The sequence below is a fragment of the Aestuariivirga sp. genome, assembly GCF_047602625.1.
GTDB lineage: Bacteria > Pseudomonadota > Alphaproteobacteria > Rhizobiales > Aestuariivirgaceae > Aestuariivirga.
In genome coordinates, this window is the sequence record NZ_JASGGV010000002.1 from 2,358,542 (window position 1) to 2,377,108 (window position 18,567).

The 18,567-nt window shown below is 61.4% G+C and carries 17 protein-coding genes; 8 read left to right on the plus strand and 9 right to left on the minus strand.

All coding sequences use genetic code 11. The features are described 5' to 3' along the window. Positions 1-2 precede the first annotated feature (2 nt). From argF to QM694_RS16720, 7 genes are all read left to right on the plus strand, one after another. Positions 3-935 carry an ornithine carbamoyltransferase gene (gene argF, locus QM694_RS16690; RefSeq protein WP_415008049.1) on the plus strand — a complete coding sequence of 311 codons (933 nt, stop codon included), beginning with the start codon at positions 3-5 and terminating at the stop codon, positions 933-935. Further along, on the plus strand, positions 928-1,875 hold the full coding sequence (locus tag QM694_RS16695) for an Hsp33 family molecular chaperone (protein ID WP_415008050.1): 948 nt from the start codon (positions 928-930) through the stop codon (positions 1,873-1,875). Before argF ends, QM694_RS16695 begins: the two co-directional genes overlap by 8 nt. A 287-nt stretch (positions 1,876-2,162) precedes the next feature. Continuing rightward, positions 2,163-3,758 carry an ABC transporter substrate-binding protein gene (locus QM694_RS16700; protein ID WP_415008051.1) on the plus strand — a complete coding sequence of 532 codons (1,596 nt, stop codon included), beginning with the start codon at positions 2,163-2,165 and terminating at the stop codon, positions 3,756-3,758. 192 nt (positions 3,759-3,950) lie between these two features. Continuing rightward, complete coding sequence (locus tag QM694_RS16705; RefSeq protein ID WP_415008052.1) at positions 3,951-5,555, plus strand: ABC transporter substrate-binding protein; 1,605 nt, start codon at positions 3,951-3,953, stop codon at positions 5,553-5,555. 148 nt (positions 5,556-5,703) lie between these two features. Continuing rightward, positions 5,704-6,675: an ABC transporter permease gene (locus QM694_RS16710; protein ID WP_415008053.1), complete on the plus strand. Its 972-nt coding sequence runs from the start codon at positions 5,704-5,706 to the stop codon at positions 6,673-6,675. Continuing rightward, entirely contained in the window at positions 6,672-7,568 is an 897-nt protein-coding gene (locus tag QM694_RS16715; RefSeq protein WP_415008054.1) for an ABC transporter permease, read from the plus strand. Before QM694_RS16710 ends, QM694_RS16715 begins: the two co-directional genes overlap by 4 nt. Beyond that, positions 7,565-9,211 (plus strand): ABC transporter ATP-binding protein, encoded by a 1,647-nt coding sequence (locus tag QM694_RS16720; RefSeq protein WP_415008055.1) that lies wholly within the window; start codon positions 7,565-7,567, stop codon positions 9,209-9,211. Before QM694_RS16715 ends, QM694_RS16720 begins: the two co-directional genes overlap by 4 nt. A gap of 3 nt (positions 9,212-9,214) precedes the next feature. Here the strand turns inward: QM694_RS16720 and QM694_RS16725 are convergent, their stop codons facing one another. From QM694_RS16725 to QM694_RS16760, 8 genes are all read right to left on the minus strand, one after another. Then, positions 9,215-10,294, minus strand: a complete 1,080-nt coding sequence (locus QM694_RS16725; RefSeq protein WP_415008056.1) for an ABC transporter ATP-binding protein — start codon at positions 10,292-10,294, stop codon at positions 9,215-9,217. A gap of 50 nt (positions 10,295-10,344) precedes the next feature. Then, positions 10,345-11,487 carry an extracellular solute-binding protein gene (locus tag QM694_RS16730; RefSeq protein WP_415008057.1) on the minus strand — a complete coding sequence of 381 codons (1,143 nt, stop codon included), beginning with the start codon at positions 11,485-11,487 and terminating at the stop codon, positions 10,345-10,347. A 17-nt stretch (positions 11,488-11,504) separates the two neighbouring features. After that, positions 11,505-12,308 carry an ABC transporter permease gene (locus tag QM694_RS16735; protein WP_415008058.1) on the minus strand — a complete coding sequence of 268 codons (804 nt, stop codon included), beginning with the start codon at positions 12,306-12,308 and terminating at the stop codon, positions 11,505-11,507. Beyond that, positions 12,305-13,186 (minus strand): ABC transporter permease, encoded by an 882-nt coding sequence (locus QM694_RS16740; RefSeq protein ID WP_415008059.1) that lies wholly within the window; start codon positions 13,184-13,186, stop codon positions 12,305-12,307. The genes QM694_RS16735 and QM694_RS16740 overlap by 4 nt, the downstream gene beginning before the upstream one ends. A 73-nt stretch (positions 13,187-13,259) precedes the next feature. Continuing rightward, complete coding sequence (locus QM694_RS16745) at positions 13,260-13,865, minus strand: FMN-binding negative transcriptional regulator (RefSeq protein WP_415008060.1); 606 nt, start codon at positions 13,863-13,865, stop codon at positions 13,260-13,262. 64 nt (positions 13,866-13,929) lie between these two features. Next, the gene (locus tag QM694_RS16750) at positions 13,930-15,150 is read right to left on the minus strand and encodes an NAD(P)/FAD-dependent oxidoreductase (protein ID WP_415008061.1); all 1,221 of its coding nucleotides are present in this window, start codon (positions 15,148-15,150) and stop codon (positions 13,930-13,932) included. A 3-nt stretch (positions 15,151-15,153) separates the two neighbouring features. Beyond that, positions 15,154-15,468 carry a MocE family 2Fe-2S type ferredoxin gene (locus QM694_RS16755; protein WP_415008062.1) on the minus strand — a complete coding sequence of 105 codons (315 nt, stop codon included), beginning with the start codon at positions 15,466-15,468 and terminating at the stop codon, positions 15,154-15,156. Between the two features lie 29 nt (positions 15,469-15,497). Next, entirely contained in the window at positions 15,498-16,565 is a 1,068-nt protein-coding gene (locus QM694_RS16760; RefSeq protein WP_415008063.1) for a fatty acid desaturase family protein, read from the minus strand. Here QM694_RS16760 and QM694_RS16765 point away from each other — a divergent pair. Continuing rightward, complete coding sequence (locus tag QM694_RS16765) at positions 16,564-17,340, plus strand: DUF2161 domain-containing phosphodiesterase (protein ID WP_415008064.1); 777 nt, start codon at positions 16,564-16,566, stop codon at positions 17,338-17,340. The two genes, QM694_RS16760 and QM694_RS16765, sit on opposite strands and share 2 nt — an antisense overlap. On the opposite strand, the gene QM694_RS16770 is transcribed toward QM694_RS16765, so the two are convergent. Continuing rightward, positions 17,267-18,541 carry a DUF3422 family protein gene (locus QM694_RS16770; protein WP_415008065.1) on the minus strand — a complete coding sequence of 425 codons (1,275 nt, stop codon included), beginning with the start codon at positions 18,539-18,541 and terminating at the stop codon, positions 17,267-17,269. The two genes, QM694_RS16765 and QM694_RS16770, sit on opposite strands and share 74 nt — an antisense overlap. Positions 18,542-18,567: the final 26 nt, after the last annotated feature.

Genomic DNA, 18,567 nt, shown 5'->3' on the forward strand with positions numbered 1-18,567 from the left:
CCATGGCACCACGGCATTTTCTCGACCTGTCCGATTTTTCGGCTTCCACGCTCGAAGGCATTATTGCGCAAGCCCGCGCCATGAAGGATGCCCGCCGGGGCAAGCCCAAAGGTGAGCGCGAGCCCGGGGAACCGCTCAAGGGCAGGGTTCTGGCGCTGATCTTCGAGCGGCCCTCCACCCGCACGCGCGTGTCCTTCGAGGTGGGCATGAAGCAGCTTGGCGGCGACACGCTGGTGATTTCCGCAGGCGACATGCAACTAGGCCGCGGCGAGACGGCGGCGGACACCGCGCGGGTTCTGTCGCGCTATGTCGATGCCATCATGATCCGCGCTTCCAAGCTTTCGAGCCTTACGGAACTGGCCGAACACGCCACGGTGCCGGTTATCAACGGGCTCACCCCGGCATCCCACCCCTGCCAGGTGATGGCCGATGTGATGACGCTGGAAGAGCATTCAGGCCCGCTGAAAAAGATGACGGTGGCCTGGGTGGGCGACGGCAACAATGTCGCCGCCTCATGGATTCATGCGGTGGCGAAGCTGGGCGGCACGCTGCGGCTTGGCTGCCCCGCGCCATTGATGCCATCCTCCGAACTGCTGAACTGGGCCAAGGCGCAGAAGGCGCATGTGACGGTGACGGAATCGCCTGAAGAGGCGGTGAAGAATGCCGATTGCGTCATCACCGATTCATGGGTGTCCATGCACGACACAGACGTGGCGAGCCGCCATAATCTGCTCAAACCTTATCAGGTGAATGAGCGGCTGATGAAGCTCGCCGCGCCCAATGCCAAGTTCATGCATTGCCTGCCCGCCCATCGAGGCGAGGAAGTGACGGATGCGGTGATGGACGGGCCGAACTCGCTGATCTTCGACGAAGCGGAAAACCGCCTGCACATCCAGAAGAGCATCCTGCTGCACTGCCTGGGCGGCAATGGCTGATCGGGTTGCTCACGACGATCTGGTTCTGCCTTTCGAGGTGAAGCCGCTCGGCGTGCGCGGCCGCCTCGTGCGTCTGGGGCCGGTGGTAGACGACATTCTGCACCGCCATGATTATCCTGCCACCGTTTCAAGCCTGCTGGCGGAGGCCGTTGCGCTCACCGCCATGCTGGGCGCGACGCTGAAATTCGAGGGCAAGTTCATCCTGCAGACGCGCACCGATGGCCCGGTGGACATGCTGGTGGCCGACTACCTCTCGCCGGGCGGCGTGCGGGGCTACGCGCGCTTCGACCGTGCCAAAGTTGAGGCATTGCAATCGCCCACACAGGCCACGCTCTTGGGCAAGGGCTATCTTGCCATGACGGTGGATCAGGGCGTCGACATGGAACGCTATCAGGGCATCGTGCCGCTGGATGGCGGCGACCTGACGGCGGCGGCGCACACCTATTTTGCCCAGTCCGAACAGATCCCCACCCGAATCCGGCTGGCGGCGGGGCCGCTTCTGGCGCGCGGAGAACGCGGCGAACATTGGCGTTCGGGCGCCATCATGGTGCAGCATCTGCCGCGCGAAGGCGGATCAAGCCCGCTGCCGGTCCAGTCCGGCGATGCCCCCGAAGGCAGCGCTGTCCAGCCTGCCGAACATGATGATTGGGTGAAGGCCAGGCTGCTGCTTGATACGGTTGAGGACCACGAGATGCTCGACCCGACTCTCACTCCGGAGCAGCTTCTCTACCGCCTCTACCACGAGGATGGCGTGACGGTTTATCCCCCGGCACCGCTCCACCGCCATTGTACCTGCTCTCGGGACGCGATCACCACCATGCTGGAACGTTTCCCGCCGGAAGACCGTGCCGATATGGTGGACAATGGCAAGATCACCGTCACCTGCGAATTTTGCTCCACCGCCTACAGCTTCGATCCCGCGGACTTCCCCGCCGCCTGAGTCCTGGTGAGAAAATTGCGCGATGTCGGTTTTTGGAATGAAGCCGTCGCATCTCTCACAGTTTTCACGATGAAATCGTCAAACCTTGCTATCGCCAGCATTGACCGCCGCTAAACGGCGTGAGAGGCTGAAAAATGGAAAGGGGGCGTCAAGCTCCCCACGAAGAAGAAAAACAGGGGAGACGTCTTGCGCGCCGGTCATGGCACAGGGTTCGCCATGGATTGCGCGCCGGTTCACCGTCTCTGCTCCGCTATACCGAAGATCAGGTCACTCAAGGAGAGAAACGCATGACCGAATTTGAATTCAAGCTCAAGCAGGCGCAAAAAGCCGTCAGCATGGGCAAGCTGTCGCGCCGCGACTTCATGTCCTTCTGCGTCGCCTCGGGCGTCACGATCGCGGCGGCCAATACGCTGTTCTCTACCGCCGCCCGCGCCGAAGCCAAGAAGGGCGGCACCTTCCGCGCCGCCATGGGTCACGGCCAGACGACGGACTCGCTCGATCCGGCGACGTGGTCCAACGGCTTCACCTTCCACTTCGGCAAGTCGCTGTTCGGCGCTCCGCTCGTACAGGTGGGCGTGAAGGGCGAGGCCGTGCCGCATGTGGCCGAAAGCTTCGAGGCCGCCGATGGGGCCAAGAAGTGGATTTTCAAGATCCGCAAGGGCATCACCTTCCACAATGGAAAGACGCTGACCGCCGATGATGTCGTCGCCACCATCAATTATCACATTGGCGCTGACTCCAAGTCGCCCGCCAAGGCGGTTCTCTCGGCCGTCACATCCGTCAAGGCCGATGGCCCCGACACGGTGATCTTCGAACTCTCCGCCGGCAACGGTGACTTCCCCTATCTCGTCACCGATTATCACCTCGGCATGTATCCCTCCGAGGGCGGCAAGATCATGTGGGACAAGGGCATTGGCGCCGGTCCCTATGTGCTTAAGTCCTTCGAGCCGGGCGTCAAGGCCAGCTATGAGCGCAACCCCAACTACTTCAAGGACGCCTGGTTCGACGCCATCGAGCAGCTTGCCATCGTCGACGTGGCGGCGCGCACCAACGCCTTCCTGTCCGGCGAAGTTGACTACATCAACCGCGCCGATCTCAAGACCATCGACATGCTGAAGAGTGCGCCCGATACCTCGCTCTACAACGTGTCGGGCTTCGCGCATTACACGGCGCCCATGATGGTGGACCAGAAGCCGTTCGACGACGTGAACGTGCGCCAGGCCATCAAATACGCGATCAACCGTCAGGAACTCGTCGACAAGATCCTGTTCGGCTATGGCTCGCCCGGCAACGACAATCCGATCTCGGCGGCGATGAAATTCGCCATCGATCCGCAGCCGAAATACAGCTACGATCCCGACAAGGCGAAATCGCTCCTCAAGAAGGCCGGCTTTGAGACCATCAAGGTCGATCTCTCCACCTCGGAGGCGGCCTTCGCCGGAGCCACCGACACGGCGCTCCTCATGCAGGAGCATGCCAGGGCGGCGGGCATCGACATCAACGTGATCCGCGAACCGAACGACGCCTATTGGGACAACGTCTGGCTCAAGAAGCCGTGGTGCATGTGCTACTGGGGCGGCCGCCCGTCGGTCGACGCCTTCCTGTCGATTTCACTTGCGGCTGATGCCGCCTGGAACGACACGCACTGGAAGAATCCGCGCTTCAACGAACTGCTCGTCGCGGCCCGCGCCGAGACGGACGACAAGAAGCGCGCCGAAATGTATGCGGAGTGCCAGCAGCTCGTTCACGACGATGGCGGCCAGATCGTGCTGATGTACAACAACTACGTTGGCGCGATGAATAACAAGATCGGCCACGGCGACTTCAATTCCGACTTCGACGATGATGGCGGCTATTGCTGGGAGCGCTGGTGGATGGCGTAAGCCATCGCTGCATCTCAACGATGTAACGATGCGTGGCCCCGCCGGACGATTGACGGGGCCACATCTCTATGAAAAACTCTGTGCAGCAATTGCGGGAACGCAGCTCACGAGCGGCATGACAAGGCCGCCCGCAAGGAACAACGCTGTGGTCCACACTCTGCATGGGAAAAAGCAAACCTTGGGGAGTGACCAATGTCCGAGACCATGAATAAACTGAACGATGCCGCGAAACTTGCTGGCAAGGGAAAGATGTCGCGCCGCGACTTCACGCAGCTGGCGCTTGCTTCTGGCCTGACGCTGGCCGCGGCCGACACCATGTTTTCACGCGCCGCCCGTGCCGAGCCCAAGAAAGGCGGCACGTTGCGGCTGGGTTTGTCGCAGGGCGCCACCACGGATTCCCTCGATCCCGGCCTCTATTATGACCAGTATACTGGCACCTGCATGTGGGGCACCCTGTCCAACAGCCTCACCGAAGTGGATGCCAAGGGCAACGCCGTGGGCGATCTCGCGGAGAGCTTCGAATCCTCCGATGGCGCGAAGAAATGGGTATTCAAGCTGCCCAAGGGCGCCGTCTTTCACAACGGCAAGGACGTGACGGCGGAGGATGTCGTTGCGTCTTACAAGCATCACTCGATCGCCGGCACCAAATCGGCGGCCAAATCGCTCCTGGCGCCCATGGAGTCCATCAAGGCCGATGGCAAGCACACCGTCGTCATCACGCTGAGCGGCGGCAACGCCGACTTCTCCTATATCTGTTCCGACTACCATCTGCCGATCATGCCCGCCAACAAGGACGGCACGGCGGATTGGTCCTCGGGCGTGCGCACCGGCCCCTATTCGCTGGTGAAGTTCGATCCCGGCGTCAAGACGGAACTGACGCGCAATCCTCATTACTTCAAGACCGGAAAGGCGTGGTTCGATGACGTCGTCGGCCTGTCGATCAAGGATACCACGGCGCGCACCAACGCCTTGAATGCCGGCGAGATCGACTACATGCAGTCCTGCGATCTCAAGACGCTGGACCTGCTCAAGGCCAATCCCAACCTCGTGATCTTCGAGAAGACTGGCTACGCGCACAATATCTACGTGATGGATTGCACGTCGAAGCCGCTCGACAATCCTGATGTCAGGAACGCCATCAAATACTCGATCGACCGTCAGTCGGTGCTCGAGAAGATTTTCCTCAATCACGGCACGGTGGGCAACGACAACTCGATTTCCCCGGCGGTGAAATTCGCCGTCGATCCGATGCCCAAGCATGTTTATGACCCCGCCATGGCGAAGAGCCTGCTGAAAAAGGCGGGCCTCGACTCGCTCAAGATCGATGTTTCGGTCGCCGAGACGGCCTTCACCGGGGCCACCGACACGGCGCTGATCTGGCAGGAAAGCGCTAAGGCCTGCGGCATCGAGGTGAACGTCATCCGCGAGCCCGAAGATTCATACTGGGATAACGTGTGGATGAAGAAGCCGATCTGCGCCACCTACTGGTCGGGGCGGCCCAACTGCGACTGGATGTTCACCACCGCCTACGCCAAGGATGCGGCCTGGAACGACACCAAGTGGTACAACACGCGCTTCAACGAACTGCTCGTCGCCGCCCGCGTCGAGACGGACGAGAAGAAGCGCGCCGCCATGTATGCGGAGATGCAGCAGCTTCTGCACGATGATGGCGGTCTCATCAATGTCGTCTTCAACTCCTTCGTCGATGCCCATGCCAACACGCTGGCGCATGGCGACACGGCCGCCAATTGGCCGATGGACGGCATGAAGATCGCCGAACGCTGGTGGTTTGCCTGAGCGTGACGCGTTTGGGGTAGTTCACGCTGGGCCGGTGCGTCAGATGGCGCACCGGCTCCTCTCGTTTTCTCTAGCGTCACGATTGTGATCTGCTACAGTTCAATGACGGAACTAATGATCCCGCAAAGAGGATCAACGGGGAGTCGAAATGCATCCTGTCTTGCGGACGGTTTTGCAGCGTTTGGGCCTTGGGCTTCTGACCCTGTTTATTGTGTCGTTGGTGATTTTTCTGTCGCTGGAAATGCTGCCCGGCGGCTATGCGCAGAATATTCTGGGCCAGGGCGCGACGCCTGAGACGGTTGCTGCCTTCAACCATGAACTTGGGTTGGATCGCCCCGCCTATATCCGTTACTTCGAATGGATATTCGGCGTGCTCCACGGCGATTTCGGCAATTCCTACGCGGGCGTGGGCGGCAGCGTGAAGCTGAGCGTCGCCAGTGTCATCGCGCCGCGCCTCTACAACACCTTTTTTCTCGCGATGATGGCGGCGATCGTCGCCGTGCCGGTATCGCTGGCGCTCGGCCTTCTGGCGGCGCTCAAGCGCAATTCATGGTTTGACCGCATCGTCAACGCCGTGACCCTCACGACGATCGCCACGCCGGAGTTCTTCATCGCCTATATTCTGATGTTCTTTTTCGCGCTGAAGTACCGGTGGTTCTACACCATGTCGACAGTCGACGCGAATACGCCGTTCTTCGAGCACGTATACCGCGCGGCGCTGCCGGCCCTCACCATGACCCTGGTGATCATCGCCCACATGATGCGCATGACGCGCGCCGCCATCATCAATCTTCTGGCCAGCCCCTATATCGAAATGGCAAGGCTCAAGGGCATTCCGCCGCGCGAGGTGATCCTCAAGCACGCGCTTCCCAACGCCTGGGCGCCCATTGTCACTGTCATCGCCTTCAATCTTGCTTATCTCGTGGTCGGCGTGGTGGTGGTGGAGGTGGTGTTCGTTTATCCCGGCATCGGGCAATTGATGGTGGACTCGGTGTCCAGCCGCAACATGCCGGTGGTGCAGGCCTGTGCCCTGATCTTCGCCGCAACCTATATCCTGTTGAATCTCACCGCCGACGTCATCTCGATTGTCACCAATCCGAGGCTGCTGCACCCGAAATGACCGCTGAAACCCAACCGATCCGCTCCATCCGCCAGCGCCGCAGCTGGGTTGAGACAGCTTGGCGCGAACTCAAGAAAGCGCCGCTGACCGCCTGGTTCGGCATCATCGTCATCCTGATCTACGCGCTTGCCGCGATTTTCGCGCCGTGGATCGCGCCCTATGGCGAAGCCGACGTGGCGGGCCGCGCCTATCAGCCCTCCAGCGCGCAGTTCTGGCTGGGCACCGACCAGATCGGCCGCGATGTGTTTTCGCGGCTGATCTTTGGCGCCCGCAACACCATCGCCATTGCCCTGATTACCACGCTGATCTCCTTCTTCATCGGCGGTACGATGGGCGTTCTGGCGGCGCTGCAGAGGGGCTGGCTGGACCAAACGGTGTCGCGCATCGTCGATGCGTTCCTGGCCATTCCTGTTCTGATCTTCGCGCTGATGCTGCTCGCCGTCTTTGGCAAGAACATTTATATTCTGGTCCTCATCCTGGCGCTGCTCGATTCAACCCGCGTGTTCCGCCTGGCGCGCGCCACGGCGCTGAACGTCGTGGTGATGGATTTCGTCGAAGCGGCCAAGCTGCGCGGCGAAAAACTGCGCTGGATCGTCTTCCGGGAAATCGTTCCAAACATCCTGCCGCCGCTGATCACCGAATTCGGCCTGCGCTTCTGCTTCGTGTTTCTCACCATTTCCGCGCTGTCCTTTCTGGGCGTCGGCATCCAGCCGCCCACCGCCGACTGGGGTTCGATGGTGGCCGAGAACAAGACCCTTATCGCGATGCCCGCCGTGCATTTTCCCTATATCCCGGTTCCCTTTTATCCCGCCGGCGCCATCGCGCTGCTGACCGTGGCGGTGAATTTCGTGGTCGACTGGTTCCTGCACAAGACAAGTGGTTTGCGCGAATGAGCAAAAAGCCTGCGGACAAGAAGCGCGTCAAAGGCGAGACCCTTCTGGAAATCAGGGGCCTCAAGATCGAGGGCATGTCGGATGATGTCTGGCATCCCATCGTCAAGGGCGTCGACCTGACGCTGAAGCGCGGCGAAGTTCTGGGACTGATCGGCGAGTCGGGTGCCGGCAAATCCACGTTGGGCCTCGCCGCCATGGGCTATACCAAGCCCGGCTGCCGTATCTCCGGCGGCACCATCATGTTTGACGGCATCGATCTGGTGAATGCATCGGACGAAGAACGGCGCCAGCTCATGGGCTCGCGCATCGCCTATGTGGCGCAGAGTGCCGCCGCATCCTTTAACCCCGCCCACAAGCTGATCGACCAGACGGTCGAAACGGCGGTGCGCCATCACATCATGCCCCGCGACAAGGCCGAGGCCGATGCGCGCGACCTGTTCAGGCGCCTGCAATTGCCGAAGCCCGATACCATCGGCGAGCGCTATCCCCACCAGGTATCGGGCGGCCAGTTGCAGCGCGCCATGACGGCCATGGCGATGTCCTGCCGGCCTGACCTCATCATCTTCGACGAACCCACCACAGCCCTTGACGTGACCACCCAGGTGGAAGTGCTGGCGGCCATGCGCGACATTGTCGAGCAGTTCAACACCTCGGCGATTTATATCACCCACGACCTTGCCGTGGTGGCCCAGATGGCCCATCGCATCATGGTGCTGCGCTATGGCAATGAGGTGGAGGAAGCGCCCACCCGCGAAATGCTGAAATCACCCACCAAGGAGTACACCAAGACGCTGTGGGCCGTGCGCTCTTTGCAGAAGCCCGAGTCTCTGAGCGACGATATCATTCTCCGCATCCATAATGTCGACGCCAGCTATTCCGGCGTAGTGAAGGTGCTTGATAACGTCACCGTGCAGGTGCCGCGCGGGCGCACCGTGTCGGTCGTGGGAGAATCGGGATCGGGCAAGTCTACCTTGGCGCGCGCCATCACCGGCCTGCTGCCGCCCTCCAAGGGCGAAATCTATTTCAACGGCAAGCCGCTGCCGCGCGATCTCAAAGGCCGCGACAAGGACACGCTGCGCAAGATCCAGATGATCTATCAGTCCGCCGATACGGCGCTGAACCCCAAGCAGCGGGTGCGCGATATTATCGGCAGGCCGATTGAGTTCTATCTCGGCCTCACCGGCCAGGCGCGCGACCGCAAGGTGGTCGAACTTCTGGAAATGATCGAACTGAATGAAAGCTTTATCGACCGCCTGCCCGGCGAAATGTCGGGCGGCCAGAAGCAGCGCATCTCCATTGCCCGCGCATTGGCGGCTGAGCCTGATCTCATCATCTGCGATGAGGTGACCTCAGCGCTCGACCAGATCGTGCAGGAGGAAATCCTCTCGCTGCTGATGCGGCTGCAGAAGGACATGAACATTTCCTACCTGTTCATTACCCACGACATCGCCACGGTGCGCGCCATCTCGGATGAAATCGTGGTGATGTATCAGGGGAAGGTGGTGCAGCAGGGGCCGAAGTCAAAAGTCCTGTCGCCGCCCTATCCCGCCTATACCGAGCTGCTGCTGTCGTCCGTGCCTGAAATGGATCCGGATTGGCTCACGCGCCTGCTCGAAAAGCGCGGCGTCAAGGCTCCGGCGTAAAGATCAGCCGATCCGCTTGCCGTCCTTGTCGAGCAGCACCGTATCACCGGGCGCGAAGCTGATCTTCACGTCTTCGCCTTCGCGATAGACTTTCCCGGCGATGGGATTGATCGCCTGCAGTTTCAGCTTTCCGACATCCAGCACGTAAGACGCCGTGCCGCCCAGATAGGCGGTGGCGGCGATGCGGGCGGGAAGCACATTGCCGCCCGTTCCGCCGACCGTGATCTTCTGTGCACGGACGATCACCGTGACCTTGTCTCCGGCCTTCATGGATTTGGGCGCGGCAACCTCGATCTTCGGCCCGCCATCCACGGCGACGGTGGCACGGCCCGGCGCCGTTTCGGTAACTGTGCCGTCAAGCAGGTTCGACTGGCCGAGGAAACTCGCGACGAAGCGCGTGGCGGGCGAATTATAAACCTCTTCAGGCGATCCCATCTGTTCCACCACGCCATGGTTCATCACCACGATGACGTCCGACATGGCGAGCGCTTCTTCCTGGTCATGCGTCACGAAGAGAGTGGTGATGCCCACCTCGCGCTGGATGGTCTTGATCTCGATCCGCATCTCCTCGCGCAGATTTGCGTCCAGTGCTGAGAGCGGTTCGTCGAGGAGCAGCACATGCGGCTCGATGACGATGGCGCGAGCTAGCGCGATGCGCTGCTGCTGGCCGCCCGAAAGTTCGGATGGCAGCTTCTTTTCCACGCCCGGCAGGCGCACGATCTCCAGCGCCCGCTTCACTTTGGCCGCGATCTGGTCTTTCGGCACGCTGCGGTATTTGAGGCCGAAAGCGACATTGTCGAAAATCGTCTTGTGCGGGAACAGTGCGTAATTCTGGAACACCAGCCCGATGTTGCGCTGATGGATCGGCACATCGTTGACGCGCTTGCCGGCAATGTGAATTTCACCCGACGTTGGCGTGACAAGGCCCGCAAGCGATCTGAGGATCGTCGTCTTGCCGCAGCCAGAGGGGCCGAGCAGTGTCACGAAGCTGCCCTTGGCGATGGAAAGCGAAACGTCTTTTACGGCGGTGAAATTGCCATAGCGGAGCGTGACATTCTGAAGGTCTGCGGCGGGTGAGGACATCATGAATTCCGGAAAACCCCTTCCCCCGTGAGGAGGAAGGGGCGTGTTGATCAATCACCGTTGGAGATGCGGTTCCATTCCTTGGTCCATTCGTCGTTGTGAGCGGCCCAATAGTCAGGATTTGCGAAGGTCAAGGACTTCATCTCGCCAGTCGGATCGAAGGCGGGAAGTTTTTCGATCTTCTCGGTGAGCTTCACCTTCTTGGGATCAAGCGATGGCGGGTAGTTCTGGCCCTCGGCGACCGCGATGGACGTCGCGGGCTCCAGCATGAAGTTCACCAGCTCTTCGCACTCGTCCATCGGCGAGCCCTTGAGGATCAGCATGTCCTCCATCCAGGCGTAGCTGCCTTTGGGGTCGAGGTAGGCGACGGGCGTTCCCTGCTGCTGCAGTGCCGCGATACGGCCCGACCAGGCATCGGTGACGACGATCTCTTCCTTGGCGAGCAGGTCCATGAGCTCGGCGCCCGAACCCCAGTATTTCTTCGTGAGGTCACGCGCTTCACGGATCTTCGCCCACACGGCGTCCATGTCCTTGGCGTCGTTGGGGTCCTGATTGGTCTGCAGCGAGGCATACCAGACACGGGTAACCATATCGCCATAGGCGCCGATCTTGCCGGCATATTTCTTGTCGGCGAGAAGAGCCGCGCCCTTCTCCTCGGCTTCCTCTTTCGAGATCACCTTGGTGTTATAGGCAATGCCGGTGGTGCCGTAATCGAACGGCACGCAGGAGAGCTTCGGCGTCATCTTGCGGAACGGCGCGATCATCGCCGTCATCACATTCGCCATGTTGGGGATCTTCAACTCGTCGATCTCCGACACATAGCCGCCGTCGATGTACTTCTTGTAGTACTCCACGCCCGAGGAATGGATGATCTGGTAATCGCCGGGATTGGCGCTCTTGATCTTGGTGAGCACCACGTTTTCGTCGTCAAAGGTGCCCTGCACCACTTTCCGGCCGGTCTTGGCCGTGTACGGCTGGAAGGCGTATTTGTCGATCGCCTCCTGCACCACGCCGCCCCAGCCGTCGAAGCGCACCTCGCTCACGGCGGCGAGCGCCTGTCCCGTCCAGCGCGTGCTGAGGCCCGTCGTCGCGGCCGCAGCCGCTGCAAGGCCGAGGAAGGTGCGGCGGTCGAGGCCGCCATTCTGATAGCGGTCAAGCAGCCGCTCAAGGCGTTTGGTCTGGCTTATTTTCATAGTGACGTCTCCCTTGGTTATTCAACGCTCCGCCGCATCATGAGGCGCGAAACCACGCCGCCGATGAGCGGTACTCCGATGGTGACCAAAATCATCAAGGTGCCCAGCGCGTTGACTTCCGGGCTGATCGAGACTTTCAGCATCGACAGGATCTGCGTGGGCATTGTTTCAACCCCCGGCGGCCGCCAGAAGACGGAGGCCGTGACATTGTCGAAGGAAATGGTGAAGGCGAGCAAAAGGCCTGCGAACACCGCAGGCATGATGAGCGGCAGAGTGATTTCGCGGAAGGTCTGAAAGCGGTTGGCGCCCAGCGACATCGCCGCTTCCTCGAACACGCGCTTCACGCCGATGAGCCTGGCCTGTACCACCAGCACCACATAAGGCAGCGACAGCAGGATGTGCCCGCATAACAGCAGCACGAAGTTGGGCTTGGAGCCGATCCACCGATTGGCAAGCAGAAGGCCGACGCCCAGCACCGTTTCGGGCACCAGCACCGGCCCGACGATGAGCGAGTTCACCCATTCCTTCCCGGCAAATTCATACCGCACCAGCGCCACCGCCGCCATGACCCCGAGCACGGTGCAGATCACGGCGGTGAGGCAGCCGATCCAGAGCGATGTATAAAAAGCCCTGAGCACGGCTTCGTTTTCCGTAAGCTTCGCATACCAGTGGAGGCTGAAGCCCGTCATGGGGAAGCCGCCGAAGCGCGAGGCGTTGAAGGACAGGATCACCACCGCAAGGATCGGCGCGAACATGAAAATGTAAACCAGCACCGTTGCCGCCTGGATGGCGCGCCACCCCCAGCCCTTTGTATCCGTCATCGGCTGAGCCCCTTGAAGATGGTGGAGAGGCCCATGTAGCGGCTGTAGATCACCGCGAGGATGCCGAGAAGCACCAGCAGGACGATGGACAGCGTGGAGCCCATCGGCCAGTTCAGTTCTTTCATGATGGTGTTGAAGATCAAGTTGCCGAACAGCGAGTCCGAACGCCCGCCGAGGATCTGCGGCGTTACATAGCTGCCCGCCGCCAGTACGAAGCTGAGCAGTAATCCGGCGCCCAGGCCCGGCAGCGACAGCGGCAGCGTCACTTCGCGAAAGGCCTGCCACTCCGTGCAGCCCAGCGTGCGCGCCGCCGAAATCAGGTTCCGGTCGATGCCCTCCAGACTCACATAGATGTTCAGGATCACATAGGGCAGCAGGAAATGGATCATGCCCATGATCACCGAGCCCTCATTGTAAAGCAGCGGCAGTGGTTCGGTGATGATGCCCAGCCCCATCAGCGACGCATTGATGACGCCCTGTTCGCCGAGGATGTGAATCCACGAGAAGGTGCGGATGGTGAAGGAAATCCAGAATGGCACGATGAGCAGGAGCAGGAGCAGCCATTTGTGCTTGAACTGGCTCATGGCGATGAAATAGGCGGGCGGATACGCCATGATGCCGCATAGCACGGCAGTTTCCAGCGCGATGCGGAAGGTCTTCAGCAGGAAGCGGTGGTAGTAGGGATCGGTGAAGAACTCGTGCCAGTTCGCGGTGTTGAAACTCCGCGTTTCAACGCCTGCCGTCTGGAACGTATAGAAAGTGTAGATGAACATGATGATGATCGGGATCACCATCAGGAAGATCAGCGCGGCGAGCGTGGGGGACAGCAGCAGCCAAGGCCTTCGCCGTTCCGCCGCTGAAAGAAGCGACGCCTGCAATTACGTTTACTCCCGCGCACTTTTTATTCTTGGAGAGAGATTAGGAACCCGTCTGCCATCCTGTCAATGCGCGTTATGGCGCGATGAGCCCTGCAAGCGGAGTATCGCGTAGCCCCTCTGCAACCCCGGCGCGATCTTCCGCCGAACGGTTCTGGCTCATCTTGCGTTTGGCCTCGATCCGCGTGATCGGCAGCCGTAATCCCACGATGCCACGAAGCTGCGAGGCGATGAATTGCGATGGCGCATCGGATACGGCCCAGGGATCGGCGCGCTGGCTTTCGTGAAAGTGCGTCAGCCGGGTCACGAGGCTAAGCAACCGTGTTTCATCCTCGAAAAATTCAATTCTGCCATAGGCGTGGATAGTGACGTAGTTCCACGTCGGCACCACCTTGCCGGTCTGCCGCTTGGTTTCATACCAGGATGGCGTGACGTACGCGTCAGGTCCCATGAAGATCGCCAGCGCGTCGCCCGTGACGGGCAAACGCCATTGCGGATTGGCCCGCGCCACATGGCCGTAAAGCGTGCCATACGGGCCCTCCGCTTCATCGAAAAGCAGCGGCAGGGGCGTGGCGATCAGGCCGTCCTCCGTCATGGTGACGAGATTGGCAAGGCCGCTGTTCTTCAGGGCGGCAGAGATGGCGGCGTGGTCAGTTTCAAGGAATGCAGGCGGAATGTACATGGCTGGAGCATAGGCCGGCAGCCCTGCCGGGGAAAAGCCAGTTTCAAGGCTTTACGGCAGGCCGCTAGCCCTTGAGCAATGTCCGCAGCTGCGTGTCGGGATTGGCGAGCACCTCGGCGGGGATCTTGGCTTGCTTGCCGATCAGCAGTTCCAGCATCTTGATGTCGCGGCTGACGCTGTTGCCCGAGCCGATGCCGCTGGCGCCTACCAGCGTGCCATCGTCGCGGAGATGGCAAAGCACGAAGGCACCATCCTTGAGCGGCCGGTGGACGATGGTGGGACCATCCGCCGGAACGCCCGCGATCTGCAGGCTGAGCTCGTATTGGTCTGACCAGAACCACGGCACGGCCAGATAGGGCTTGCTGCCGCCGCACATATTCTCCGTAGCAACCGCCGCCTGGTCTTGGGCGCTCCGCCATGTTTCGAGCCGCATGCGGCGGTTGTCGAACAGCGGATGGATGAAGGAACAGCAATCCCCCGCCGCATAGATATCGGGATCGCTGGTGCGCATGTGCGCGTCGCAGGCGATGCCATTGTCGATGGCGAGGCCCGCCGACTCGCCAAGCCCGATGGCAGGCGAAGCGCCGATGCCGGCAATCAAAATATCGGCGGGAACGCTGCGGCCATCTTCCAGCAGCACGGCGTCTTCCGTGATTGAGGCAATGCGGGCCTGGGTGATGATCTCGACGCCCGCTTCCGCATGGCGCGCCGCCACCACTTTCGCAATCTCTTCCGGCACGGCGCGCGCCAGAATACGCGGCAGCGCCTCGATCACCGACACGGTGCAGCCGCGCTTGACGGCACTGGAGGCGAGTTCAAGCCCTATGAAGCCGCCGCCGATGATCGCCACGCTTACACCCGGCGAAAACGCCTGGCGAAGGGCGATGCAGTCTTCATGGTCGCGCAGCAACAGGGCGCGCTCCGCACCCGGCATCGGCAGCTTGCGCGGCTTGGCGCCGGTGCAGATCAGGAGTTTCGCATAAGGGATCACCTGGCCGTCCGAGAGCGTGACGCTTTTCGCACTGGCGTCGATGGCGGTGGCCATGCGCCCCCTGATCCACTGCGCATTGAGCGAGGTCATGGTGGCTTCATCGAGCAGCACCACAGGTTCCGGATGCTCATCCGCCATGATCGCCGCCTTGGACAGCGGCGGCCGGTCGTAAGGCGGATGCACCTCCTCGCCGATCAGCGTGACGGGGCCTTCCCATCCGAACTCGCGCAGGCCCACCACGGCCCGCGCCGCGGCTTTCCCCGCGCCAATGATCACCATTGCTGCTTCAGTCATGGATTACCCGATATCGATGAGGACTTTGCCGCCCTCGAGCCTGACCGGATAGGTCTTGAGATCGACGCAGACAGGGGCACCCTTGGCGGCTCCCGTGCGATAGTCGAAACGGCCATTGTGCTTGGGGCATTCGATGATACCGCCCATCACCAAGCCATCGGCCAGATGCACCTTCTCATGCGTGCACAGGCCGTCAGTCGCGTAATATTGGCCATCGGGCGACAGGTAGAGCGCGAAGGTGCGGCCCGCGTGATCGAACCGTTTCACGTCTTCCTCGTCGATATCGCCTTCCGCACAGGCCTGAACCCATTGCGCCATGACACGCTCCCAAACTCCGGAGCGCCTGTCTATTCCGCCGCTGCGGGCGTTGCAACCGCCGTGGGCGGCAGGGTGCGTTCCACCGCCCATCCCGGTTCCTTCACCTGCCGGATGAGCGCCGGGATGATCTCGCGGTAGGCCGCAAAAATGCTGGGATAGGGCGTGGGGCAATAGGGTTTCATCTCTTCATGAAGTGCGGGCAACTGGTGATAGGGCACCATGGGGAACATGTGGTGCTCGATGTGATAGTTCATGTTCCAGTAGATGAAGCGCATGAGCGGGTTCATGTAGACGGTGCGAGAATTGAGCCGGTGGTCCAGCACGTCCTCGCGCAAGCCCGCATGCTGCGTGAGGCCGGTGACGATATGCAGCCACGCGCCATACATGGTGGGAAGCGGCCCCACCAGCAGCATTGGCAGGATGGAGCGCATATAGATTGCCAGCGCGATCACCGCGAAATGGATGAGAAGCCAGATACGCGCCACCAGATAGACCTTGTAGCGCTCCATCTCAGGAATAAAGGTTTCTTCCGCCGGCGTGAGCTTGCCCGAGGCATGCAGGAGCAGGCTTCTGGTTTCCCCGATGATCTGCGGAATGCCGAAGAACATGGAGATCACCTTCAGAACGACAGTGGGCCGCATCACGCCGATTTCCGGGTCGCGCCCAACGATGATTGTATCGGTGTGGTGGCGGGTGTGGCTCCACCGCCAGACCGTCGACTCGCGCATGATCATGAAACAGGCAATGTGATAGATCACATCGTTCATCCACGGCGTCTTGAAGGCGGTGCCATGCCCGCATTCATGCCAGCGCGAATCGCTGGAGGAGCCATAGAGAACGCCATAGGCGAGGAAGAACGGAATAGACCAAAGTGTCGGCCAGAACCACACCGCCAGCCCGCCGGTGATTAAAAAGCCCAGAACCCACAGGATGGTATCGCGAATGGCCGGGCCGTCGGATCGCTGCATCAGCTCCTTCATGCGCTTGCGTGGGATGGGCGCACGGTACCATTCGGCGGAGGCGAGGCCTCTCTCCAGCGCATGCTGAGCCTCGGGGCCGGTCAGGCTGTAGTCGCGGGGTGTGAAGGGCATGTTCATGGAACAGGTTCCGGCTTACGGCGCAGCGGCTGATCGTGTAGGAACTGGTGCCGTGAAGGAAACCGATCTTTACCCGCCGATCAAGCGCTTTCTGGAAGCACAGGGCTACGCCGCCAAGGCTGAAATCGGCGGTTGCGACGTGCTGGCTGTCCGGGGTGACGAACCGCCGGTAATCGTCGAACTCAAGACCGGGTTTTCATTGAAACTGCTGCTGCAGGGCATTGACCGGCAGGCGGTGACGGACACTGTCTATCTCGCCATCGCCGAACCGAAGAGAAGCCTCAGAAACGATCTCGTGAAGCTCTGCCGCAGGCTGGGGCTGGGGCTTTTGACGGTGCGCGGCGAAACGGTGGAAGCGGTGTGTGATCCCGCACCCTATGCGCCCCGCAAACTGGCGCCGCGCAAAACCCGGCTGCTCAGGGAATTCGCCAACCGCGTCGGCGATCCCAATGCCGGCGGCAGCACGCGAAGGCCATTGATGACCGCCTACCGGCAGGATGCGCTCCGCATCGCGCAGGCGCTGAAGGATGGTCCGGTCAAGGTGAAGCTGCTCCGTGAACAGACGAATGTGGCGCGGGCCCAGGCCATTCTGCACGGCGATGTCTATGGCTGGTTCGAGCGCGTTGAGCGCGGCGTCTATGGCCTGACGCCCAAAGGTGTTGCCGCATTGAGTGACTATGCCGGGGCCATCGCCCTGCTGCTCACCCGCGATGAACCGCGCGCTGCACCCGCGCATGAATCCGCCGCAGGCCAAGCCAGACGAGCCCGAGGATGATGGGGATGGCAACGAGCATGGCGGACTTGCTTTCCAGCGCCGGAATGTAAGGCCCAAGCGCCTCGAAGACTTTCGACACGATGGCGATGGAATAATAGCTGATCGCCACCACCGAGAGGCCTTCGACCGTTTCCTGAAGCATCACCTGCTGGCGCGAGCGCGATTCCATCGATCGCAGCAGCCGCTGGTTCTGGGCCTCAAGCGCGATGTCCACGCGGGTGCGCAACAGGTTGGAGGCCCGCTCGGTGCGCGCCGCCAGCCCGGCAATCCGGTCGCTCACCGCCTGGCAAGTGGTCATCGCCGGGCTGAAACGGCGGTCAAGAAACACGCCGAGGCGCTGGCAATTCGCCACCCGCTCCTCGCCCAGTTCCGCCACGCGTTTTGCCACCAGTGACGCATAGGCACGCGCGGCGGCAAAACGGTAGCTCGCCCGATTGGACATTTCTTCCACATCGCGCGCGATGTGGCTGAGTTCGCCCAGAAGCCGCGCATCTTCGTCCGGCGCCTGCGCCGCCAGCATGCCGTCGATGGTGCGGGCGAGCCCCTTTTCCAGAGGCCCCAGCTCCTTCTGAAGCTGCCGCGCCAACGGAAAGGCAAGCAGCGCCATCATGCGGTAGGTTTCGATCTCATGGATGCGTCGGGCGACGCGGCCAAGTCTGAGTGGCTGAACGCCATGGTCATGCACCAGCATCCGCGTGTAGCCATCGTCGCCGATGCGGAAATCCGTGTAGAGGGTGGCGCCACCCCGCGTCACCAGCGACCCCGCCACTTCGCCGTCGTGAAACAAGGCCGCAAGGCTCTTCAAGGTGGGGGCGGGAGCAGACTGGGCGAGAATGTGGGTATGAATCGCCACCAGCCGCTTGCCCGGCAGTGTATCGAGCCAGCCCAGCGGCAGCAGGGCAATGGCTTCCGGTTTGCCGTCTCCATTGGCGATGATGCTGATGCGGTAAAACTCGCCATGCCGCTCATATTTAAGCGAACCACCCTGCAGCTCCGCCGTATGGTGCACCGCGCCGGCCTGCGGCGGCTTGACGCCCAGCGCATCGCACAGCCGCGCGATGGCGTTCAGGGGCTCGCCGCCGCCATCATCCACGGTGAAGGCCAGATGCGTGATCCGGCAGGGCGCGGTGACCGCCATGCCTGGCCGCCCGTGCAGCTCGTCATTGAGAACCAGTCTCAATTCGTGATCGATCATCGCCATGTCCATCGCATAGGGATGGCGTGAAA